Origin of the sequence: Rhodococcus sp. 06-418-5 (assembly GCF_002258285.1) — a bacterium.
Classification (GTDB): Bacteria; Actinomycetota; Actinomycetes; order Mycobacteriales; family Mycobacteriaceae; genus Rhodococcoides.
This window is the reverse complement of the sequence record NZ_NOYE01000018.1, coordinates 53,737-75,559: the sequence shown is the minus strand read 5'-3', so window position 1 is coordinate 75,559 and position 21,823 is coordinate 53,737. Positions and strand designations below refer to the sequence as shown.

The following is a 21,823-nucleotide window of genomic DNA, read 5'->3' as shown; positions in this document are numbered from 1 at the left end:
GTGGGTGATCAGTTGGTGGCTCGTCAGTTGCTGGAGAGGGTGGCGTCGGCGATGGCGTCGGCGTACCGCGTGTCGACGAAGTCCGCGAACGTGTTGCCGCCGGGAATGCTTCCGCTCTCGACGAAGGCATCGAAGAGTGCCTGCTCGGACTCGATCACCGTGTCGTCGAGCGCAATTGCGGGTCGCTGGCTTCGTCCCTGAGCCAATTCACCGGCGGCGGGGTCGATGCCGACGGCCGTGGAGTACGCCGCCGCCCACTCGGCCGGGTTGGCGTTCGCCCAGGCGGACGCCTTGGCCAGACGAACCACGAAGTCCTGCAGGGCAGTGTTCTTCGCGGGATCGTCGAGCGCCTGCTGCGAGGCGATGCCGAAGCCGTAGCCGTTGGCGACGCCCTCTGCGGTGGTGAGCGTTTTCGAACCGTTCTGGACCTGCGCGATCGCGGTGAACGGATCCCAGATCGCCCAGGCGTCGACCTCACCCGAGGTGAACGCCGTCAGCGCATCGGCTGGCTGAAGAAAGACCAGCTGAACGTCATCGGTGGTCAACCCTGCCTTCTGCAACTGCAGCAGGACATGGCCGTGCGCGGAACTTCCCTTGCCGACGGCGATCTTCTTGCCGCGCAGGTCGGCGAACGTGGCGAGAGTCGAATCGGGCGGCACGAGAATCTGATCCCCGCTCGCGTCGTTGCTGTAGGCGGAGACGACCTTGATGCGCGCGTTGGCTGCGACTCCGAATACCGGGGGTGTGTTGCCGGTGACCGCGAAGTCGATCTGACCGGCCGTTGCGGCCTCCACCTGCGGCGGGCCGGAGGTGAAGGTGGAGAACGCGACATCGTATGGCGCGGAGTCCAACTCACCGGACGCACGAAGCAGGGCTTCGGTGCCACCCTTCTGGTCACCGACGTCGAGGGTGACGGTGGCGAGCTGATCGTTCGAGACGAGTTCGGGCGCTTCGGTGGAAGTGGTGTCGCTACCGCGGGAGACGCAGCCGGTGAGTCCGACAACCGTCAGGGACAGGGCAGCGAGTATCCCGACGGCGCGCAGCGATCGGGAACGAGCGTATGACGACATGCGTGAACGATCCTTCGTATCAGTGAAATCGATGAGTTCGGTGAAATCGATCGGTTCAGTGGACGCCGAGCGCCCCGAGCAGATGAGTGCGGATGCGAGAGAATCCGGCTGTTCCTCGGTCGCGTGGACGAGGCAGGTCGATGGTGACGGTCTCGGCCACGCCACCCCCGTCGAGCACCAACACCCGGTCTCCCAACGCAATTGCCTCGTCGACGTCGTGCGTGACCAGGAGGATGCCGAATCGGTGCCGACCCCACAGGTCGAGCAACAGCGACTGCATGGACAGCCGGGTGAGCGCGTCGAGAGCGCCGAACGGTTCGTCGAGCAGCAGCAGCTCCGGCTCGCCCACCAATGCTCTGGCCAATGCGGCGCGCTGAGCTTGCCCGCCGGACAACGTCATCGGCCATGCGTCGCGCTTGTCGGCGAGGCCGACTTCGTCGAGGGTCGCATCCGCAGCTGTCAACGCTTCGTTCCCCGTCACGCCGGCTGTGTTGAGCCCGTAGGAGACGTTCTGGCGGACCGAGCGCCACGGAAACAGCCGCGGTTCCTGGAACGCCACCGCGGGATGCCCGGCGACATGCCGCTCCCCGGTGTGGTCCGTCGACAGGCCGGCCAGAACACGCAGAATCGTCGACTTACCGGAGCCGGATCGTCCCACCAGCGAGACGATCTCGCCGCGTTCGATGGACAGGTCGACACCCTTCAACACGTGACTGGCACCGTAGAACTTGTCGATGCCGCGCAGCGTGGCGACCGAGGTCGTCGTCGAGGTCATGAATCAAGCATCCAATCGGTAACGGAGAGATCGTTTTTCGAGGATTCGGACGATGCCGTCGGTGGCGATTCCCATCAGGGCGTAGACGACGAGCCCGAAGATGATGGTGTCCACCCGCAGGAAATCGCGCGCATTGTTGATGATGTAGCCGAGCCCGGATTCGGCGTTGATCTGCTCGGCCACGATCAGCGACAACCACGCAATGGCCAACGACTGACGAAGTCCCACCAGCAGTTGCGGGGCGATGCTCGGCGCAATGATCGTGGTGAACCGCTGACGCCACGAGAAACCGAGTACGACGGCCGTGTCGAGGAAATTGCGATCGATCTGGCGGATCGCCGAGAACGTGTTCAGGTACAACGGAAATGCGACTCCCAGAGCAACGAGCAGGATCTTGGGAGTCTCTCCGATTCCGAACCACAGGATGAACAGCGGGATGAGACCGAGGTGCGGTAACGCGCGCAGCATCTGCAGCGGCGGGTCGACGGTTGCCTCGGCAAGTTTGGACAGTCCGACGAGCGCTCCGAGCGCCACCCCGATCACCCCACCGAGCACGAGCCCCTGGACTACGCGAGTTCCGGAAATGGCCAGGGCGTTCGCCAGTTCGCCGTTGCGCAGCAATTCCAGACCTGCATCGAAGATCAGTGACGGTGCAGGCAGCACTCGTTCGGAGAGAACTCCGGCAGCGCTGGCGATCTGCCACAGAACGAGGAGGACGACCGGCGACAAAGCCCGCACGACGGTCCAGCGGTACCGCTGCCACGCAGACCCTTTCGGCGAGACGGGTGTGGAGCCGATGTCGGAGGCATCGCTGTCGCTCGCGTCCACGGGTCCCGCGGGAGCGGCATACGACGTCATGACCATGGGTACAGGCCTTCCGGTTGAGTGCGGGCAGGTTCGACTCACCACCATCCATCACACGTCGGGTCCTGGACCAGGGTTCGAATCAGCGTGAATACAAGTCGGGCAGAATCGGACATATGACCGTCGAGCCCATCCACACCGAGCGCCTGACCCTTCGTCTGTACGAAACCGCCGATGCGGACAGGATCCTCACTTACTACAGCGACCCGGAAGTCTGCCGCTATCTGCTCCACGAAGCGTGGACACACACCGATGCGGTTGCTGCGGTGGGCAAACGGATGAAGCGAATCGGACTGCACACCCAAGCACTCGCGATGGTCGCCGAGCACGAGGGAACGGTGGTGGGAAATGTCGAGGCGTGGTTGGTCGACGGTTCCCCGGCTCTCGTCGAACTCGGCTGGACGTTCTCCCCCGACGTTGCGGGCCGCGGGTACGCCACCGAGGCGGTCACCGCCTTGATCGAGCACGTGTTCTCGTTACCCCAGATCCACCGCGTCAGCGCACAGCTGGACGGCCGGAACGACGCCTCTGCCCGACTGGCCGCGCGGGTCGGGATGCGTCAGGAAGCGCACTTTCGACAGAACTGGTGGTGCAAGGGTGAGTGGACCGACACCCTCGTCTACGCGATGTTGCGTGAAGATCGCTGACCGGCGCGCTGCGTTCACCTCTCGAACACCTCTGGTTCGGCTCTGCGACATCGACCGGTGACCCGCGGGCTGCACTCTCGGAGAACTTCACTCGAACTCAGAGGAGTTTCACCGAATGGTCTCGCGTCGTAGAGCAGCCCTGCTGGGCACGCTCGCATTGATCTCTGTCGTATCCGCGTCGATGACCAGCGTTGCCACGGCCGCGCCGGCACGCACGGCGTCGCCGCTATGTCAGGTCGCAGACCTGCTCCCCACCGGATCGTCCGCAGGCCTCGGCTACCGATGCGCCGAAGCGGGCGAGCTTCTCGATCTGCCGATCGGTGAGGTGCGCGCGACGCAACCCTCGCTCGGGTACGACGAGGTGTATTACAAGCTCGGGCGATACACACTCGGCAAGGACGAGATCAACAAGAAGTTCGACGACTGGTGCGAGGCCAACGGCCAGGAAGAGGCCGCGTCCGCATTGCCCGATGCACGACTGGACAATCCGTCGTCGTTCACCTGCACCGTCCCCGTCGGTCAGGAAACGCCCGACACCATCGCGCCCATGAAGACTGTCGTCATCGGTCCGGGCGGCGTGCCGTACCTGACCGACGGTCACCACACGCTGACCTCCTTCTACGAAACGGCCGACGGTGGACCGAATCTGCACCTTCGCCTGCGGGTGGTCGCGAACCTCAGTGACCTGAGCACAGCCGATTTCTGGGCGCGGATGAAGGCCGAGAAGTGGGTGTGGAACTACGACGTCAACGGCAACGAGGTTCCGGTGGAACAGCTCCCGTCGGGAGTCGGTCTCGCTAAGTTCCAGAACGACAAGTACCGCAGCCTGACGTACTTCGCCCGCGACATCGGCTTCACCCCCGGAACCATCCCCTTCCAGGAATTCTATTGGGGTGCATGGGTTCGCGACTCGGGTGCCGTCGACATCAGCGGCTGGGACAGCAACAACCTGACGAGCTACCTCAGCACCGTCGAGGCGGTGTCGCGTGCACAGGTCGCGGCTCCCAAAGACGCGGTGATCGACAGTGGCCGCACCGCAGCGGAACTCGGCGCTCTGAACGCGTGGAACGACGGTAAGGCAGCCGGCAAGGGTGAATTCGGAAAGCTCTCGGCACCGTACTCGGACGACAAACCAGGCAAGCTGGCCTACGCCCTGCAGTACAGGATGGGGCTGCCCAGGTAGTTGCCATTCGACGCTACCGGGATTGGGACGGGCTGCCCGTAGATCACCAGCGGTCGACGTGCAGCACCGTTTCGATCGGATCCCGCGGAGCGACCTTGAACGTCTCACCCGTGTAGTACGCCGTGGGAATCAGCGCACCCTGATGGAAGTCCTCGGGGATGCCGAGCAGCTCGGAGATCTCTCTTTCCTTGGCGAGATGGATTGTCGTCCAGGCCGTTCCGAGACCACGCGCCCGCGTAGCCAGGGCGTAGTTCCACACAGCGGGCAGGAGTGAGCCCCACAGACCGGCTTGATTTCCGGCCGGGAGGGTCTTGCCGGCCTGGATGCACGGAATGAGCAGCACCGGAACCTCGCCCATGTGCTCGCCGAGCCAGCTCGCACTGTCTCCGACGCGCTTCTGCACCGAGGCGCGTTCCGGGTCGTCTGCGAACAGCGCCGACGCGGAATGCTTGGACGCCTGATACGCGGTGAACAGTTCGCCGTAGATCGCACCGATGCGAGCCCGAAGATCGGGATCGGTGACGACGATCCACTGCCAACCCTGCTTGTTCGAGCCGGACGGTGCCTGCAGAGCGATCTCGAGACATTCCTTGATCAGCTCCATCGGCACCGGCCGCGTCAGGTCCAGGCGCTTGCGAACGGTGCGCGTCGTGGTCAGCAACTCGTCGGGAGTCAGGTCGATGATCGGGAAGGAAGTCACCTCTCGATCATGCACCATTCGGCTCCTGCAGGGCCCGGTTGGTCAATGCATCGTTCGCAGCGTCCCAGCGCGCCGCCATGGACCTGCCCCCATGCCCGTCCCCCTCATCGACGACGAGTGTCGACCCGGGCCAACGTCGATGCAGACGCCACGGCGTGACAGCGGGTCCCGAGATGTCCTTTCGGCCGTGGATCAGGACACCCGGGACATCCCGCAAACCGTCGGCGCGATCGAGCAGAGGCGGATCGCAGAACCCGTCGTGCGACCAGTAGTGCGCGGCCAGACGCACGAAAGCCAGACGAAACCGGTCATCCTCCCACCTGGGATCGCGTCTCATACCGCCGGTGCCGATCGATATGTGGACGTCCTCCCACAATGCCCACTCTCGGGATGCATTGTCGCGAAACGAGAGATCGGGCGAATTCATCAGTCGGTCGTAAGCGTCGACGATTCGGCCTCGGCCCCGTCGATAACCGACGCCCGACTGCTCGGCGAAGGTTGCGAACCGATCCCAGGCTTCGGGGAAGATCGCGCCGACGCCCTCGGTGATCCAGTCGACCTCCGCACGGCCGGTCGTGGTGACTGCGCACAACACGACACCGAGGACACGCGTCGGATGTTCGAGGGCGTAGGCAAGAGCGAGGGTCGATCCCCATGACGCGCCGTTGACGATCCACGCCTCGACGCCGAAATGCTCGCGCAGGAATTCGATATCGGCGATCAGGTGCGCAGTGGTGTTGGTGTCCAACGACGTCGAGGGGTCCGACGCGTGCGGAGTGGACCGCCCGCACCCACGCTGCTCGAATCCGACTGCGCGAACACGGGTCAGGTCGAAATGGCGACGAAACTGACTGGCATCCAGGGTCCCGCCTGGTCCACCGTGCAGGTAGACCGCCGGCACGCCATCGGACGGACCCCATTGCTCCCAGTAGATGCGTTGACCGTCCCCGACATCCAACATCCCGTGCTGCGTCGGCTCGTCTTCCAGTGCCATACCGCCATCACATCATTCGAGAGGCAGCATCGGTCGGATCGACGCCCACGCGGACGCGTCGAGCCAGGACGGATTCGATTGCTGCGGCGATCGAAACACCTCGAGATTCGACAACGATGCGACGGACCGAATATCCGACGCGAGGATCGGCTCGTCGAACAAGGCGATGTTCGTCGAGACCTTCCATTGCGGGCCGGGGACCGGGGTGCCGGTCAACCGACCGGCACCCCAGATTCCGCGCCTCGGATGACTACTGACCCAGAACAGCACCGGATGACCAGGTGCCATCAGACGCGTTCGGTAGTTGTCAGCGACGCACCAGTGCTCGTGCGCACGTCCAGCTTGGACCATCGGTGCGAGATCGGACTTGTGCGGATTGCACTTGATCACCCATGCACCGAGAGTCCGATCGGTAATCGCCCGCGCAGTCACGTGGAAAGTGTAGAAGCTCAGGCCACCGCGTCGTTGCCCTGAGCCGCGGAGACCACCAGATTGTTTGCGGTGAGCTCGTTTCCGTTCTTGACGGCGTCGATCCACTGATCCGTCGTCGCTACCGCCGCGAAGTTCGACTGCAGGAGCACCATCAAAGCCTTGTGCAGTTGTTCGGCGGACACAGTGCCCGCCTCGTTCGACAGATTGATCGCGCCGGTGGCGTCGGCCAGGATCTCGACGGTCAGATCAAGGACCTCGGCGTCGGCGCTGGAGGCGAGGTCGCAGTTGTTGGTCATGTAGCCGACGATGGTGACAGTGTCGATGTCGTTGCCCTGCAGCCACCTCGCGATGCCGGTTCCGGCGAACACGCTGCTGTACTTCTTCTCGACCCGCTCGAAGGACGGCTGCACGAGCGCCTGAATGTCGGGGTGCAGCTCGTACGTCGGGGTGCCTTTGACGAATGCGGGCGCGCCCTCGGGCATTTCGTGCTGGACGATCGCGACGGGAAGATCCTGCGCCGCAGCCGCTTCGATCGCGCGAACGATGTTGGCCAACGACTCGTCGCGGGGCGGGTACTGAATCTGCAACACACCCTCGAAGTACTCCTGCTGAACGTCGATGACGATCAAGGCTCTACGCGGTGCGGTCATGGTGTTCTCCTTCGACTGGCGATCTCGGTCGCCTCTCATCCTGCGGTGGCGGCCTTGCGAGCACGAGTGGCACGGATGCATACTTTCGATGGATTTGCGCCAACGTTCGAGATCGGAGTCAGCCATGCGCATCGCGCTCTACGCGTTCGATGGCATCACGATGTTCCACCTCGCTGCGCCGCTGATGGTGTTCGGCGAGGTGACCCGACTCGGGCTCGCCCCGGACTGGGAGACGCGGGTGTGGTCCGACGAAGCCGGGTCGATCCGCACCGAGGAGGGGTTTCCGGTCGGCGAGATCGCTGGGCCCGATACCGTCGACTGGGCCGACATCGTCATCGTGACGTCCTGGCCGGAGTCGTTGCCGCACATAGGTACCGACTTCTCGAACGCACTTCGCGGAGCGCATACGCGGGGCGCAGAGATCGCGGGTCTGTGTCTCGGTTCGTTTGCCGTCGCAGACACCGGATTGCTCGCCGGCCGCCCCGCCGTCACACACTGGACGAAAATGCCCGAGCTGCGGGAACGAAACGCGCACGCCGGCGTCGACGAGTCCGTGCTCTACATCGACCACGGTGACGTGATGACCTCTGCGGGCACTGCGTCGTCGATCGATTCCTGCCTCCACATCGTCCGCAAGCACCTCGGTTCGGCTGCGGCGACGCGGGTGGCTCGCAGCCTGGTGGTCGCACCCCATCGCGACGGCGGGCAAGCGCAGTACATCGAACGTCCGGTCGTCGAAGCAGCCGGAGACACCACGATCGCCGACGTACAGAGCTGGGCACTCGAACGACTGGACGAGCCGTTGCCCATCGAGCGACTGGCCGAACGCGCGCGCATGAGCCGACGCAGCTTTATCCGCCAGTTTCAGCTCGAGACAGGGTCCACCCCGGCTCGCTGGGTGCTGGACAAACGACTCGAGGAAGCGCGGAGCCTGCTCGAAACCACCGATCGCAGTATCGAGAACATCGCGGCGCTGTGCGGATTCGGTAGCCCCGTCACATTGCGTCAGAACTTCCGCTCGGCATTCGCGGTGACCCCGACGGCGTATCGACGGCACTTCGCGGTCGGTTGCGCACCCACGGATGCGGCCGACAGGCAAGGATGAGCGACGTGATCCTGTGGATAGTTGCCGGAGTCGAACTCGCCGCCATCATCGCTCTCGGCGTGGTCTTGATCGTCTCGCGTCGAAAGCTCGGCAGCACACGCCGTGCCCTGGACCGTGCGCTTGCCGAATCGCAACAACGGCGTAAGCGACGAGGCCTGGTCCCCTTCGCGATCAGAACCGCCTTTCACACGACGGACTTACTCATCAACAAGGGTTTCGGCGCAACGGTCCGCAACTCCGTCGAAGACCTCGCCGGCTGGGCCAAGGTGGAACGCCCTGATCTGGCGCGCATGACGGCCGACGGCGACATCGTGGTGATGTTCTCCGACATCGAGGGGTCCACCGCACGCAACGAGGAACTCGGCGACCGCGGCTGGGTGAAGCTGCTCGAGAAGCACAACAAGCTGATCCGCAAACACGTCGACGACCACGGAGGTCACGTGGTCAAGAGCCAAGGCGACGGCTACATGATCGCCTTCTCCGACCCTGCCCAAGCGGTGCGCTGCGGGGTGAAAGTCCAAGAGGCGTTGCTGAAGAACCCCGATCGCTGGGACCGCATCCGCGTACGCATGGGCGTACACGTGGGCAGTTCCGTGCGACGCGGCGACGACCTCTTCGGACTCAACGTCGCTATGGCCGCACGCGTCGCCGGACAGGCCGACGGCGGTGAAATTCTGGTCAGCGAACCGGTGCGCAATGCCATCGGTACCGCGCATGATCTGACTCTCGGGACGCCCCGAGACGTCGAGCTCAAGGGAATGAGCGGAACCTTTCAGTTGTATCCGGTTGCGCTACCGGTGTTGCCCGACGCCGAGGTCGAGCAACTCGGCTAGATCTGCTCGCCCACAGTCATACTCAGCAGGTGATAGCTCAGACACTTGCCGTGTCCGTCGAGCACCGGGCTACCCGTCACTCCCCCACCGAGCACGCCGGGTAGCTCGAACACCAACCCGGAGACCAGAGGCATTGCAGTGCGGCGCACGTCTCCGGTGACCAGCGGTGCGAAATGCGTAGCGACGGCATCTACAGTCAGTTCGCGGGCCAGTAGCTCGTAGTGTTGGTCTGTCCGCGGGAAGACAGCGAGGATCAGGGTGTCGCCCTTGTCCCCGGTTCGCACGTCGGCGAGATCGTCGACAGTCGTCATACCGTCACCTCCGTGGTGTGTACAGCGGTCGTTACCTGTGCACGTGGAATGAGACACGATCTGATCGCGAGAACCTCGGCGCTGCTGCTCCGTGCGCCACCTCCCCCGGCCGGGCCGTTGGTGTACAGACTTTCGACTTCCCACCCCACCAACGAGGCTGTCTCCGCGTTGGGCACCTTTGCCGTGACGCGCAATCGCACTTCTGGGACATCGGTTGGGGCAGCAAGTCCGCGGAATGCCGCACCCGCCCCGATGTACTCGATCCCCACATTCTCGGCCTGAATGCCGTGCACCTCCCACAGTCGTTGCTGCACAATCTCTCCGGCGAGCTCCGCACGCTGCAGTGCGCGTGGCCCGGCGTAGCTGATCTGCCCCTCACCGAGCCAACCGCCGCGGAATCCGAGAGTCACCTTCAGCTCCTCGGGCCGCATGCTGCCCGTCGCCCCCGACACCGCCACCCGATCGGGTCCGACGGTCTCGAAGGAGACTCCGGTGAAATCGGCGGTCACGTCCGGCGTCAGATACCTGGCGGGATTGCCCACCTCGTAGAGCAACTGCTCGGCGCACGTTCGCCGCGTCAACTCCCCGCCGGTACCGTCGACTTTGCCGAATTCTGCTGCGCCATCGGCACGTACGTCACCGAAAGGAAATCCCAGATGTGCCAGACCCTGCACCGGCTTGGTGACCGGGTCGGCGAAGTAACCACCGGTCAGCTGGCCCGCGCATTCGAGAAGATGCCCGACGGCTGTCCCTGCACCGAGTGTCTCCCAATCCTGCCCGGCCCAACCGAATTCGTGCATCAGAGGTGCGAGATACAGCGCCGGATCGGCGAGACGGCCCGTGATGATCACGTCGGCACCGACGTCGAGAGCGGGCAGTACCGCATCGGCCCCGATATACGCGTTGGCCGACACCAGTTCCTCGGAATGCTCCGACAGCGGGCGTCCGGTCTCCCACACCACCGGATCGATGCGACCCACCGCGTCGAGCACGTCGTCGCCGGTGACAGCAGCGACGCGCACCGAACGCGAGCACACCTGCTCCGCCACCTGCGCGACGACCGCGGCTGCCGCAACAGGATTCGCGGCTCCGGAGTTGGTGACGACGGTGATGCCCTGCTCCGTCGTCGCCCCGAGAACTGCACGCATGCGCGCTGCCAACAGAGGGTCGTAGCCCGCTTTGGGATCGAGCAATTTTCGGGCTTGCCCGGTTGCAACCGTCCGCTCACCGAGGCACTCGAAGATGAGATAGTCGAGCCCACCGCGCTCAGCCAAGACCTGTGCCGGGTCGATGCGGTCGCCGGCGAAGCCTGCTCCGGCCCCGAGCCGGATCGTTCCGTCGCGACTCATGACGACCACAGGGGGATCGCGCCGGTGGCCATGGCAACGCCGAGCATGCCGAGACTGATCAGCCACGCCCACCCCAGCGTGTGCCGAATGTGCTTGCCGATGTCGACTTTCGCGAGACCCACCAGAAGGTAGAACGCGCCGGTCATCGGGCTGATCGGAAATCCGACCGTTTCCTCACCGATGATCGAGGCTTGCGCCAGATCGATTGCGCTGACGCCGAACTGGTCACCCACCTCGATGAGGACCGGCAGCACGCCGAAGTAGTAGGCGTCCGGGCCGAAGATCAGGCTCATCGGGACGGCGAACACGCCGACGATGAGCGGTAAGGCTGGGGCCATAGCGTCCGGAATGGCATTCGCTGCGCTTACTGCCATCGACTCAATCATGCCGCTGCCGTCGAGCACACCGAGTAGTACCCCTGCAGCCAACAACGTGCCGACCATCAGCATCGCGCCGACGGCGTGGGCCTCGATGCGGGCGGACTGGGCCTTCATTCCGCGGTAGTTGACGAGGAGCGCCACGATAGTGGCGATGATGAAGCAGGTTTCCGGAGGGGCGACGGCGGCGATCAACGCAGCCAACGTCGCGACTACCAGGAAGGCGTTGACCCAGAACAACTTCGGTCGCAGCAGCGCTCGGTCACTCGACGCGGTTGCCGGACCGTCCGAATCGTCCGCGCCGGTCGACGGGCTGCCGGGGTCCTCGTTCGCGTTACCGACCGCGGATCCGGTATCCCCGGATCCCACGGATACGCGTTCGGCGACTCGCGCCGTCGACTCCTCCACGACGGCCGACGCATCGCCCGCGGCAACCTTGGCCAGACGGGTCCGCTCACGCCGACCCAGGTAGTAGGCAGCACCCAGTGCCAACACGACCCCGCCGATCTGCGCAGGAATCAGCGGGACCCACAGTTCGTTGGCGTCGACACCCACAGTTGCTGCAGCGCGAGCAGTCGGACCACCCCAGGGGACCATGTTCATCACTCCTGCACCGAGACCGACGCAGGTGGCCAGAACGAGTCTGCTCATACCGAGACGTTCGTAGATCGGCAGCATGGCGGGGACGGCGATCAGGAACGTGGTTGCGCCGGCACCGTCGAGGTGAGCCACCACGGCGAGGGCAGTGGTCGCGACTGCGACGGTCGGCGGGGCGCTACCTGCCCAGCGCACGATGCGGGCGATGATGGGATCGAACAGACCTGCGTCGCGCATGATCCCGAAGAAGACAATCGCGAACAGGAACATGGCCGCGACGCCCACCACTCCACCCAGCCCGTCCTTGACGAACCCTGCCACCTCGGACGGTGAGTTGCCGGCCAGGAACGCAGCAGCGAGTGGGACACCCGCGAGCGCAACGATGGCTGCGACGCGTTGGGTGAACAACAGCAGCAGGATGACGGCAATCGTCCCGAAGCCGAGCAGTGACAGCATGTGATCTCCTTCATCGAATAAATCGAGTGTTGTGCAGATCACTTACGCAGTCCAACATCAGTTGGGTATAGATTCATTCGCTGTGAGCATCAATCTCGGCATCGCACACCTACGGGCCATCGTGGCGCTGGCCGATCTCGCGAGCTTCACCTCGGCGGCGGCGTCCCTCGGGGTTTCACAACCGAACCTCAGTCGCACGGTCGCCGAGGCGGAGCGCCGCCTGGGCGTGCGACTGTTCGTACGCACCACCCGCAGCGTCGACCTCACCGGTGATGGACACGACGTGACGGCCTATGCCCGTCGGGTCTTGCTCGAGTTCGATGACGGCCTGGAGCAGATCGGGCGCTTCGTCTCGGGCGACCGCGGAACCGTCACCATCGCGTGCCTACCGTCGATCGCAGCGACGTTCCTCCCGCCGTACATCGTCGGATTCCGCGACAGCCATCCCGACGTCTCGGTGCACATCAAGGACGGCCTGCGCGACGACGTCGTGGCCTCCGTCCGTGACGGTTCCGTGGATTTCGCGGTGGTTGCTGCCTCGGGGCGAGCGAACGATTTGATGCGTACGACAGTCAGCACCGACGCATTCGTGTGCGCGCTACCGTCGAATCACGCTCTGGCGCAGCGCAAAAGCCTGGGATGGACCGACCTCGCCGACGAGCCGTTCATAGCCTTCGGCCCGGAATCGAGCATCGCGTCGCACGTGCGATTGGCACTGGAAAACGCGGGAGTCGATGTCGGACCGTCGGTTCAGGCGCACAACGTAGCCGCCGTGGCGGGCCTGACCGCGGCGGGACTCGGCATCACCGTCATCCCGGAATTGGTGGTGCCGATGATGTCGTTCGCGAGCCTCGTCTACCTGCCCATCGAGCCGACGATCCACCGCACGATCTCCGTTGTCCAACTGCCAGGGCGTCGCCACAGTGCGAGCTGTACGGCGTTTCTCGGCATCTTGGTGCCGCCCCGTAACGCATGAATGGTCCATTCAGTACGTCTGAGCGCGTGAAAGTCACATTGATCCGAACGGGGTGGGCGGGGGCCGGCTCCGAACGGGGGGCGGTGGACCGAATGATGGTGCACCCCAATACGAATGAATGGCCCATTCACAACGTCTGAGCGCGTGAATGGACCATTCATTCGATGGGGGGTGAGCCAGAGAAACTACAGCTTGAACGACTCCAGAGCCTCGTTGAAGGTCTTGGACGGACGCATCACTGCAGCGGTGGCTTCGGGGTCCGGGTAGTAGTAGCCGCCGATGTCGACCGCCTTGCCCTGGACCTCGTTGAGCTCGGAGACGATCTTGTCTTCGTTCTCCGACAGCGTCCTCGCCAGTGCGGCGAAGTGCTTGGCCAGTTCGGTGTCCTCGGTCTGTGCGGCCAACTCCTCGGCCCAGTAGAGGGCGAGGTAGAACTGGCTGCCGCGGTTGTCGAGTTCACCGGTCGAGCGCGACGGGCCCTTGCTGTTCTCGAGCAGCTTGCCGGTGGCGGCGTCGAGTGCCTTGGCGAGGATGGTCGCCTTGACGTCGCCGGTCTTGGTGCCGAGGTCTTCGAGGCTCACTGCCAGAGCCAGGAACTCGCCGAGCGAGTCCCAACGCAGGTGGTTCTCTTCGATGAGCTGCTTGACGTGCTTGGGAGCCGAGCCACCCGCACCCGTCTCGTACAGTCCGCCGCCGGCCATCAAAGGAACGATGGAGAGCATCTTGGCACTGGTGCCGAGCTCGAGGATCGGGAACAGGTCGGTGAGGTAGTCACGCAGAATGTTGCCGGTCGCGGAGATGGTGTCGAGGCCGCGGACCAGACGCTCCATCGTGTACCGGATCGCGCGAACCTGCGACATGATCTGGATGTCGAGGCCCTCGGTGTCGTGATCCTTCAGGTACGTGCGCACCTTGCCGATGAGCTCGTTCTCGTGCGGGCGGTACGGGTCGAGCCAGAAGACGACCGGCATTCCGGACTCACGGGCGCGCGTCACGGCGAGCTTGACCCAGTCCTGGATCGGCGCGTCCTTGACGATGCACAGACGCCAGATGTCGCCCTCTTCGACGGTCTGCGTGAGCAGTACCTCGCCGGTGGCGATATCGGTGATGTTGGCGACGCCTGCCTTCGGTACCTCGAAGGTCTTGTCGTGCGAGCCGTACTCCTCGGCCTTCTGCGCCATCAGGCCGACGTTGGGGACGGTGCCCATCGTCGTCGGATCGAACTGTCCGTTGGTCTTGCAGAAGTTCACCATCTCCTGGTAGATCCGGGAGAACGTCGACTCGGGGTTGACGGCCTTGGTGTCCTTGGGACGACCGTCGGCTCCCCACATCTTGCCGCCGGCGCGAATCATCGCGGGCATCGAGGCATCGACGATCACGTCGCTGGGCGAGTGGAAGTTCGAGATACCGCGCGCGGAGTCGACCATCGCCAACTCCGGACGGGTCTCGTGACACTTGTGCAGGTCTTCGATGATTTCGTCACGCTTGGACGCCGGGAGTGTCTCGATCTTGGCGTACAGGTCCGACAGGCCGTTGTTGACGTTGACGCCCAGCTCTTCGAAGATCTCGTTGTGCTTGGCGAACGCGTCCTTGTAGAACACGCGAACGGCGTGGCCGAACACGATGGGGTGCGATACCCGCATCATCGTGGCCTTCACGTGGAGGGACAGCATGACGCCGGTCTCGTAGGCGTCCTGCATCTGCTCCTCGTAGAAGTCGAGGAGCGCCTTCTTGCTCATGAACATCGAGTCGATCACGTCACCGTCGGTGAGCGAGACCTTCTCCTTGAGCACGATCGGCTCGCCGTCCGCGGGCAGCAGTTCCATCTTGATCTCACGGTCTCCGTCGACGACCGTCGACTTCTCTCCGTGGTAGAAATCGCCCTCGCGCATGTGCGCGACGTGGGTGCGTGACGCCATCGACCATTCGGTCATGGAGTGCGGGTGCTTGCGGGCGAATTCCTTGACCGCCTTGGGTGCACGGCGGTCCGAGTTACCCTCACGCAGAACAGGATTGACCGCGCTGCCGAGGCACTTGGTGTACCGGTCGCGGATCTCGCGCTCTTCGTCGGTCTTCGGGTTGCCGGGGAAGTCGGGGATCGCGTAGCCCTTGTCCTGCAGTTCCTTGACGGCAGCGAGCAACTGCGGCACCGATGCGCTGATGTTCGGCAGCTTGATGATGTTGGTCTCGGGCAGCTGAGTCAGCTTGCCCAGCTCGGCGAGGTTGTCGGTCACTCGCTGGTCTTCGTTCAGGTAATCGGGGAACTCGGCGAGGATGCGGTTGGCAACGGAGATGTCACTCGACTCGACGTTGATCTCGGCCGCGCTGGCGAAAGAACGTATGACCGGCAGAAACGCGTGAGTCGCCAACATCGGCGCCTCGTCGGTCAGGGTATAGATGATGGTCGGCTTCTTCGCTGTCATGTTTCGCCTTTGCCTCAGTTTCAACGTCGTCTTTTGGATGCGTCCACCGTCGACTTTAATCTTTGAACCGGCCGCTGTGCCGGGCAGTGGGGTATCACTCCATCTGCGCCTCGAAGTTACCGGCCGGTAACGAATCTGCTGGTCCGCGCTGTGCTCGTTGGATGCCCGTTCCGGATCGACCGTGGCGCACCAGTACAAAAAGATGGCCGATTTGTACAAGCGGGACACCGCACGGCGCGGGCAACATGGACCGCACACCCCAAAGACCGTCTCCGCTCCCCCAGCGTAGGCGAATTCACGAGAGAGAACCCCGCCGGGCACACCGACCGATAATCGTTTTCCATGTTGCCTCGTAATTCCACAATTCGGGAACTCCACTTCCCGTGACTCCGCCGCATATCTGCCGAAACCACACGCAGAGTGCGGCTTTTCCATGCCCTTTTCGCGATGAAAACATTGAGCCAGAATCCCTCAAAATTGCTCTTGTACAGGACATTTGGACGGAACATTCTTTCTCACGGAGAAATCACCTTCGCGGTGAGGCGATGGAAACGCAACTGATTCAGCGTTTAATGGACGCGACACACATCGAGTTTAGATTTCCGTCCATGACAAGAAATCGAATGATCTTCAATGCCTTTCAGATGAATACCGTCTCGCACACCTACCACGGCCTGTGGCGTAATCCGAAGACCACCCAGGTGCACTTCGACACCCTCGACACGTGGGTCGACCTCGCCAAGACACTCGAGCGCGGCAAGTACGACGCCCTGTTCCTGGCGGACGTCGTCGGGATCGATCCCGCGTACGAAGGCAAGTGGAACGCGTACATCGAGGAGGGGCTGCACATGCCCTGCCACGACCCGGCTGCTCTCTGCGCCGCTCTCATCGGGGCAACCGACAATCTCGGTCTGACGTTCACCAGCTCGATCCTCACCGAGCACCCCTTCAGCTTCGCCCGCAAGATGTCGACGATGGACCACCTGAGCAAGGGACGCATCGGGTGGAACATCGTCACCAGCGCCACTCACTCGGCCGCACAGAACTTCGGATTCGACAAGATCGTCGAGCACGACGAGCGATACCGCTGGGCGGACGAGTACATGAAGGTCGTCTACAAGCTGTGGGAAGGGTCCTGGGACGACGGCGCGGTGCTCGCCGATCGCGAAGCCGGCGTCTACGCCGATGCCGACAAGATCCACCGGATCTACCACCAGGGAGAGCGGTACAAGGTCCTCGGCCCACACATGGCATCCCCGTCCCCGCAGCGCACACCGGTCATGTACCAAGCGGGATCGTCGAAGGTAGGACGCGAGTTCGCATCTCGTCATGCCGAGGCCACGTTCGTGGTCTATCCGACGATCGAGGGAGCCCGCAAGGGAATTGCCGAGCAGCGCAAGGAAACGGTGGCTGCCGGCCGCAACGCCGGCGACCTCAAGTTCATCCAGGGCTTCTCGTTCGTCGTCGGCTCCACCGAGGAGGAGGCCTGGCGCAAGTCCGCCGAGATCGACGAGGACATCAGCTACCGGGGCCTGGCCGCACACATCGGCCGCGACATGGGCATCGACGTATCCGGCCTGGACCCGGACATGCCGATCGAGCAGACCTCGATGTCGGGAGTGCAGGGGTACGCGCGCATGTTCGAGGACTCCAACAACGGACAGAAGGCCAAGGTCTCCGATCTCGTCGGGGCCCTGTCCTACGCCAGCCGCATGGTGGGCACCCCCGAGCAGATCGCCGATCAGCTCGAGCAGTGGCAGGACGCGGGTGTGGACGGCGTCAACCAGATCATCCAGTACTTCCCCCAGTCGGCCGAGGATTTCGTCGACTACGTCATCCCGGTGCTGCAGGAGCGTGGACTGGCGCAGAAGGAATACGGATCCGGCACGTTGCGCGAACGGATGTTCCCGGAGATCGGGCCTCAGCTCCCCGATCGGCACGCCGCTGCCAAATATCGCGGAGCCTTCGTGCGCGACGCCGAAGTCAGTGGCGCCGGCGGCACCCACGTCGACTGGGTCACCGCGGGCGTCTGACACGCCACCACGGCCCTCACGCATCGCCCAGCAGGACGGGGATGGTCGACTCGGCGTCCATCCCCCTCCGCCCACACGCATCCAGCACTCGGAACGGCACCCACATGACCCGAACGACAATGTCACCCGAACTCGTCGACGTTTCCGACGACGCGAGCCTGCTTCGCACGACCTTCGCACTGTTTCCGTCGGGAATCGTCATGCTCTCGGCACTGATCGACGACGTGCCGGTCGGCCTCGTCGCCTCCTCCTTTCAAGTCGGGATCTCCGCCGACCCGCCCCTCGTGCTGTTCGCAGTGCAGCACACCTCGACCACCTGGCCGACACTGCGCCGAGCCACACGCCTCGGCGTGTCGGTGCTCAGTGGACTTCACCGATCCGCGGTGGGACGGATGTCCGCGAAGTCCGGAGATCGATTCGCCGGAATCGACACGTTCACCTACGAGACCGGAGCACATTTCGTCGGCGGTGCCGCAGCGCACCTCGAATGCAGCATCCATGCGGAGATTCGAGCCGGCGACCACGACGTCGTGCTGATGGAGGTCCACCGAATGGGCAGCGACCCGAGCACCGAACCTCTCGTGTGGCACGGATCCACCCTGCGGTCCCTGACCCCACCCGAACCCACTCACTGACCTCGACGCGAACGGACCTCTCATGCTCACCACGAATATCGTTGTTGCACTGGCCCTCTCATCTACCGACGCGTCGGATCCCCGGTGGCTGACCGACCCACCGATCGCCGACACCGTCCATATCCGGGCAGACGATCTCGCCGCCGCTCAGCTCGCCCGAGCCCGGCTGCGTGCATCGCACACCGACCGCGGGTATCGCACAGATGCGCCGTCGGTCGTCCTCGACATCGCCGTTCATATTGCGCACGACGCGAGAACAGCGCGCGCGGAGCTGGCCGCCGCAGGAGTCCACGTCCCCAGGACCGTCTGCTACATCGGCACACCGGCGGGCCTGGCCGGTCTCATCGCCGACATCGAGGCAGCACACGTGGCAGACGGCGTGACGATCGTTCCCATGCTCGACGCCCATCGAGTCGAACTGGAACGCCGTGTGCTCGACGACGTGATGCCGTTGCTGGGCACCGCCGGGACGCGACTCGAATCGTCGTATCGCAGAACGGCCTGACACGCCGACCTCCGGGCCGAGGTTGTTACGCCGGGGAAATACAGCCGTCAATCACGCCATCTACCGTCGAGCGGTCGGATCGCCGACACCGGGAGGAGGACCCACGTGCCGCATTGGTCCACGTCCGGGCTGAGCCCCCAGGAACAGGTGAGCTACTGGGGTGACGTGGTGTGCGAGGCCTTCACACCGTTGACTCCCCACCGAGGCCGTTCGCAACGAGACCGCAGTTCCGTTCCCGACGGCGTCACTGGCTGGGTCGACTCGCAGGAACTGGCGGTGATCAACTGCGCCGAAATATCATCGGTCACACAGGTACTCGCACACGGTCGACGAGAAGTCGCGCGAGCGCCATTGGACGCCGTATTCGTCAACCTGCAGCTGGAAGGAACCTGCCTGGCCGAGCAGGACGACCGTCGCTCACTGATCACTCCCGGCTCGATCACCGTGTTCGACACCACCCGCCCCTACCGGATGGAATACCGCGAACCGGAGGGCAACGCACTGTGGAAGGTGCTGTCGTTCCGCATTCCGCGGGAACTGTGGAACCCCGAGCGAGTGACGGGAAGCAGCATCGACACCACCACGGGTGCGGGCGCGCTGGTGGGGACGATGATGTCGGTTCTGTGGAAGGAGAGCTCGGCGCTCGACCCGATCGCTCTCGCGAGCCTCGACCGATCGTTCGTCGATGTGCTCACCGCGGTGGCCGGGTCGACGACGACCACGCGCGAGTCGGAGACACGCGACGAGGCCACCCGAATGATGCTGCGCCACTACATCCGCTCCGCCCTACCCTCGGGCCGCGTCAGTGCCGACGCCGCAGCGCGCGAGGCCATGATCTCGACGCGCACGATGCACCGTCTTCTGAACGCGGCCGGCACCACCTTCTCCGAATGCGTGCGCCACGAACGGATGAACGGCGCGATACGCGACATCCTCGCCGGCGATCCCGCGGTCACGCTCGGTGAGATCGCTGCGCGGTGGGGCTTCTACGACAGCTCGCATCTGACACGTACCTTCCGCCGCCAATTCGACTGCACACCGATGGATTACCGGACGCGTCACCGCGACGGCGGGCATCGAACATCTCCCTGACCACCGTCGGAGCATCCGATTTGCCCGAATTGGAACAACAGACCCCTCCCCGACCGTTGAACGAATCATGACGACCTACAAGACTGTCAATCCCGCCGACGGCACAACCGTCAAGGAATTCGAAACCCTCGACTCGGCCGGTGTCGAGCGCGCGCTCGCCGACGCAGACGCCGGATTCCGGACGTGGCGCAAGACCTCACCGAAGCATCGCGCCGAAATTCTGCACAAGGTCGCCGACCTCTACACCGAACGCTCCGACGAACTGGCCAGGACCATCTCACTCGAAATGGGCAAGCCACTCACCGAATCCCAGGGTGAGGTGGAGCTGTCGTCGAACATCTACCGCTACTACGCCGACAACGGCCCCGCTCTGCTCGAGGACGAGAAGCTCGACGTACCCGGTGCGGAAGATACTGTGCTGCAGCGCAAGCCGGTCGGCGCGCTCGTCGGCGTGATGCCGTGGAACTTCCCCTACTACCAGGTGGCTCGGTTCGCCGGCCCGAACCTGATGGTGGGCAACACGATTCTGCTCAAGCACGCACCCAACTGCCCGCAGTCGGCGCTGCTGATGGAGGAGATCTTCCAGCAGGCCGGACTCCCCCAGGACGCGTACATCAACATCTTCGCGACCAACGAGCAGATCGCCGACATGATCGCCGATCCACGCGTGCAGGGCGTCTCGCTCACCGGTAGCGAGCGAGCCGGGACGTCCGTCGCCGAAACAGCAGGACGCAACCTCAAGAAGGTCGTCCTGGAGCTGGGCGGATCGGACGTGTTCATCATGCTCGACTCCGACGACATGGATGCAACAGTCGAGTCCGCGACCAGGGCGCGACTCTCCAACGCAGGTCAGGCCTGCAACGCCGCCAAGCGCATCCTCGTCGCCGAGGAGCACTACGACGACTTCGTCACCAAGCTCACCGCCTCGTTCGAGGCCGTGCAGACCGGCGACCCGCTTGACGCGAACACCACGCTCGGCCCACTGTCGTCACAGACAGCGGCCGACACGTTGATCGAGCAGATCGACGACGCCGTCGCCAAGGGCGCGACACTGCTCACCGGCGGCAAGAAGATCGACGGACCGGGTGCATTCGTGCAGCCCACTCTGCTGACCGATGTCACCCCCGACATGCGTGCGTACAGCGAAGAGCTGTTCGGACCGGCCGCGGTGATCTACAAGGTCGAAAGCCCGCAGCAGGCAATCGAATTGGCGAACTCCTCCGCCTACGGCCTGAGCGGCTCGGTGTGGAGCGCCGATCTGGACAAGGCCCGCGACGTGGCCGAGCAGCTCGAGGTCGGTATGGCCTTCGTCAACGAGCACGGCACCACCCTGCCGGGCCTGCCGTTCGGCGGCGTCAAGCGCTCCGGCGTCGGCCGTGAGCTGGGACCGTGGGGCATGGACGAGTTCGTGAACAAGAAGCTGGTCCGCGTCTCCGCGAAGTAAGCGGCACCGTAGATGCTCCCCGGGCGCACTGCCCGGGGAGTTTCGTCGTTCGAAGCATGGCCATACTGTCTCGATGATCATCGAACACGCCCTGCTGCACGTCATTCCCCACCGAACCGACGATTTCGAGGCCGCCTTCGCCGACGCGAAATCGATCATTTCCTCGATGCCGGGGTTCGTGAATCTGACACTGTCGCGGGGCATCGAGCAGCCCGATGTCTATCTTCTGCTGGTGGAATGGGAACGCCTCGAAGACCACACCGAGGGCTTCAGGAAGTCAGACCGGTACCAGGACTGGAAGACGCTGCTGCATCACTTCTACGAGCCGTTCCCCGTCGTCTCGCATTTCGACCCGATAGAGAACGCATAGGA

General features: G+C 64.0%; 22 protein-coding genes. 11 read left to right on the top strand and 11 right to left on the bottom strand.

Going from position 1 to position 21,823, the window contains the following annotated elements; all coding sequences use genetic code 11:
* Nucleotides 1–23: 23 nt before the first annotated feature.
* Genes CH274_RS16275 through CH274_RS16265 form a run of 3 tightly spaced genes read right to left on the bottom strand, consistent with a single transcriptional unit; the run spans nucleotide 24 to nucleotide 2,703 of the window.
* Nucleotides 24–1,070 (bottom strand): ABC transporter substrate-binding protein, encoded by a 1,047-nt coding sequence (locus tag CH274_RS16275; protein WP_094658104.1) that lies wholly within the window; start codon nucleotides 1,068–1,070, stop codon nucleotides 24–26.
* A 55-nt stretch (nucleotides 1,071–1,125) separates the two neighbouring features.
* Nucleotides 1,126–1,845 (bottom strand): ABC transporter ATP-binding protein, encoded by a 720-nt coding sequence (locus CH274_RS16270; protein ID WP_032394980.1) that lies wholly within the window; start codon nucleotides 1,843–1,845, stop codon nucleotides 1,126–1,128.
* A gap of 3 nt (nucleotides 1,846–1,848) precedes the next feature.
* On the bottom strand, nucleotides 1,849–2,703 hold the full coding sequence (locus tag CH274_RS16265) for an ABC transporter permease (RefSeq protein WP_094658266.1): 855 nt from the start codon (nucleotides 2,701–2,703) through the stop codon (nucleotides 1,849–1,851).
* A gap of 122 nt (nucleotides 2,704–2,825) precedes the next feature.
* On the opposite strand from CH274_RS16265, the gene CH274_RS16260 reads away from it, so the two are divergent.
* Together CH274_RS16260 and CH274_RS16255 are read left to right on the top strand one after the other, a co-directional pair.
* Nucleotides 2,826–3,356, top strand: coding sequence for a GNAT family N-acetyltransferase (locus CH274_RS16260; RefSeq protein WP_094658103.1), 531 nt, complete (start codon nucleotides 2,826–2,828; stop codon nucleotides 3,354–3,356).
* 115 nt (nucleotides 3,357–3,471) lie between these two features.
* Nucleotides 3,472–4,539: a ParB/Srx family N-terminal domain-containing protein gene (locus tag CH274_RS16255; protein WP_094658102.1), complete on the top strand. Its 1,068-nt coding sequence runs from the start codon at nucleotides 3,472–3,474 to the stop codon at nucleotides 4,537–4,539.
* 43 nt (nucleotides 4,540–4,582) lie between these two features.
* Here the strand turns inward: CH274_RS16255 and CH274_RS16250 are convergent, their stop codons facing one another.
* The 4 genes from CH274_RS16250 to CH274_RS16235 are packed head-to-tail and all read right to left on the bottom strand — an operon-like array spanning nucleotide 4,583 to nucleotide 7,315.
* Complete coding sequence (locus CH274_RS16250; RefSeq protein ID WP_094658265.1) at nucleotides 4,583–5,239, bottom strand: nitroreductase family protein; 657 nt, start codon at nucleotides 5,237–5,239, stop codon at nucleotides 4,583–4,585.
* A gap of 7 nt (nucleotides 5,240–5,246) precedes the next feature.
* Complete coding sequence (locus tag CH274_RS16245) at nucleotides 5,247–6,233, bottom strand: alpha/beta fold hydrolase (RefSeq protein WP_094658101.1); 987 nt, start codon at nucleotides 6,231–6,233, stop codon at nucleotides 5,247–5,249.
* Nucleotides 6,234–6,245: 12 nt separating this feature from the next.
* Entirely contained in the window at nucleotides 6,246–6,665 is a 420-nt protein-coding gene (locus tag CH274_RS16240; protein WP_256993603.1) for an EVE domain-containing protein, read from the bottom strand.
* Nucleotides 6,666–6,682: 17 nt separating this feature from the next.
* A complete protein-coding gene (locus CH274_RS16235; protein WP_094658261.1) occupies nucleotides 6,683–7,315 on the bottom strand; it encodes an isochorismatase family protein in 633 nt (210 codons plus the stop codon).
* Between the two features lie 124 nt (nucleotides 7,316–7,439).
* Between CH274_RS16235 and CH274_RS16230 the strand changes: the two genes are divergently transcribed.
* Both CH274_RS16230 and CH274_RS16225 read left to right on the top strand, forming a co-directional pair.
* On the top strand, nucleotides 7,440–8,420 hold the full coding sequence (locus CH274_RS16230; RefSeq protein ID WP_094658100.1) for a GlxA family transcriptional regulator: 981 nt from the start codon (nucleotides 7,440–7,442) through the stop codon (nucleotides 8,418–8,420).
* The gene (locus CH274_RS16225) at nucleotides 8,417–9,253 is read left to right on the top strand and encodes an adenylate/guanylate cyclase domain-containing protein (protein ID WP_179275773.1); all 837 of its coding nucleotides are present in this window, start codon (nucleotides 8,417–8,419) and stop codon (nucleotides 9,251–9,253) included. The genes CH274_RS16230 and CH274_RS16225 overlap by 4 nt, the downstream gene beginning before the upstream one ends.
* Here the strand turns inward: CH274_RS16225 and CH274_RS16220 are convergent.
* From CH274_RS16220 to CH274_RS16210, 3 genes are read right to left on the bottom strand one after another with little or no spacing between them, the layout of a single operon-like run.
* The gene (locus tag CH274_RS16220; RefSeq protein ID WP_094647144.1) at nucleotides 9,250–9,564 is read right to left on the bottom strand and encodes an AtuA-related protein; all 315 of its coding nucleotides are present in this window, start codon (nucleotides 9,562–9,564) and stop codon (nucleotides 9,250–9,252) included. The genes CH274_RS16225 and CH274_RS16220 overlap by 4 nt on opposite strands.
* A complete protein-coding gene (locus CH274_RS16215) occupies nucleotides 9,561–10,913 on the bottom strand; it encodes an acyclic terpene utilization AtuA family protein (RefSeq protein WP_094658259.1) in 1,353 nt (450 codons plus the stop codon). Before CH274_RS16215 ends, CH274_RS16220 begins: the two co-directional genes overlap by 4 nt.
* Nucleotides 10,910–12,343, bottom strand: a complete 1,434-nt coding sequence (locus tag CH274_RS16210) for a CitMHS family transporter (RefSeq protein WP_094658099.1) — start codon at nucleotides 12,341–12,343, stop codon at nucleotides 10,910–10,912. Before CH274_RS16210 ends, CH274_RS16215 begins: the two co-directional genes overlap by 4 nt.
* Before the next feature lie 82 nt (nucleotides 12,344–12,425).
* Between CH274_RS16210 and CH274_RS16205 the strand changes: the two genes are divergently transcribed.
* Nucleotides 12,426–13,319 (top strand): LysR family transcriptional regulator, encoded by an 894-nt coding sequence (locus tag CH274_RS16205; RefSeq protein ID WP_094658257.1) that lies wholly within the window; start codon nucleotides 12,426–12,428, stop codon nucleotides 13,317–13,319.
* Between the two features lie 185 nt (nucleotides 13,320–13,504).
* On the opposite strand, the gene CH274_RS16200 is transcribed toward CH274_RS16205, so the two are convergent.
* Nucleotides 13,505–15,742 carry an NADP-dependent isocitrate dehydrogenase gene (locus CH274_RS16200; protein ID WP_094658098.1) on the bottom strand — a complete coding sequence of 746 codons (2,238 nt, stop codon included), beginning with the start codon at nucleotides 15,740–15,742 and terminating at the stop codon, nucleotides 13,505–13,507.
* 608 nt (nucleotides 15,743–16,350) lie between these two features.
* Between CH274_RS16200 and CH274_RS16195 the strand changes: the two genes are divergently transcribed.
* From CH274_RS16195 to CH274_RS16170, 6 genes are all read left to right on the top strand, one after another.
* Nucleotides 16,351–17,775 carry an NtaA/DmoA family FMN-dependent monooxygenase gene (locus tag CH274_RS16195; protein ID WP_094658097.1) on the top strand — a complete coding sequence of 475 codons (1,425 nt, stop codon included), beginning with the start codon at nucleotides 16,351–16,353 and terminating at the stop codon, nucleotides 17,773–17,775.
* Nucleotides 17,776–17,879: 104 nt separating this feature from the next.
* Nucleotides 17,880–18,410, top strand: a complete 531-nt coding sequence (locus CH274_RS16190; protein WP_094658096.1) for a flavin reductase family protein — start codon at nucleotides 17,880–17,882, stop codon at nucleotides 18,408–18,410.
* 22 nt (nucleotides 18,411–18,432) lie between these two features.
* Nucleotides 18,433–18,915, top strand: coding sequence for a hypothetical protein (locus tag CH274_RS16185; RefSeq protein WP_094658095.1), 483 nt, complete (start codon nucleotides 18,433–18,435; stop codon nucleotides 18,913–18,915).
* Nucleotides 18,916–19,020: 105 nt separating this feature from the next.
* The gene (locus CH274_RS16180) at nucleotides 19,021–20,007 is read left to right on the top strand and encodes a helix-turn-helix domain-containing protein (RefSeq protein ID WP_256993602.1); all 987 of its coding nucleotides are present in this window, start codon (nucleotides 19,021–19,023) and stop codon (nucleotides 20,005–20,007) included.
* Nucleotides 20,008–20,074: 67 nt separating this feature from the next.
* Nucleotides 20,075–21,451 (top strand): NAD-dependent succinate-semialdehyde dehydrogenase, encoded by a 1,377-nt coding sequence (locus tag CH274_RS16175; protein WP_032394972.1) that lies wholly within the window; start codon nucleotides 20,075–20,077, stop codon nucleotides 21,449–21,451.
* A gap of 73 nt (nucleotides 21,452–21,524) precedes the next feature.
* Entirely contained in the window at nucleotides 21,525–21,821 is a 297-nt protein-coding gene (locus CH274_RS16170; protein WP_094647130.1) for an antibiotic biosynthesis monooxygenase family protein, read from the top strand.
* Nucleotides 21,822–21,823 lie beyond the last annotated feature (2 nt).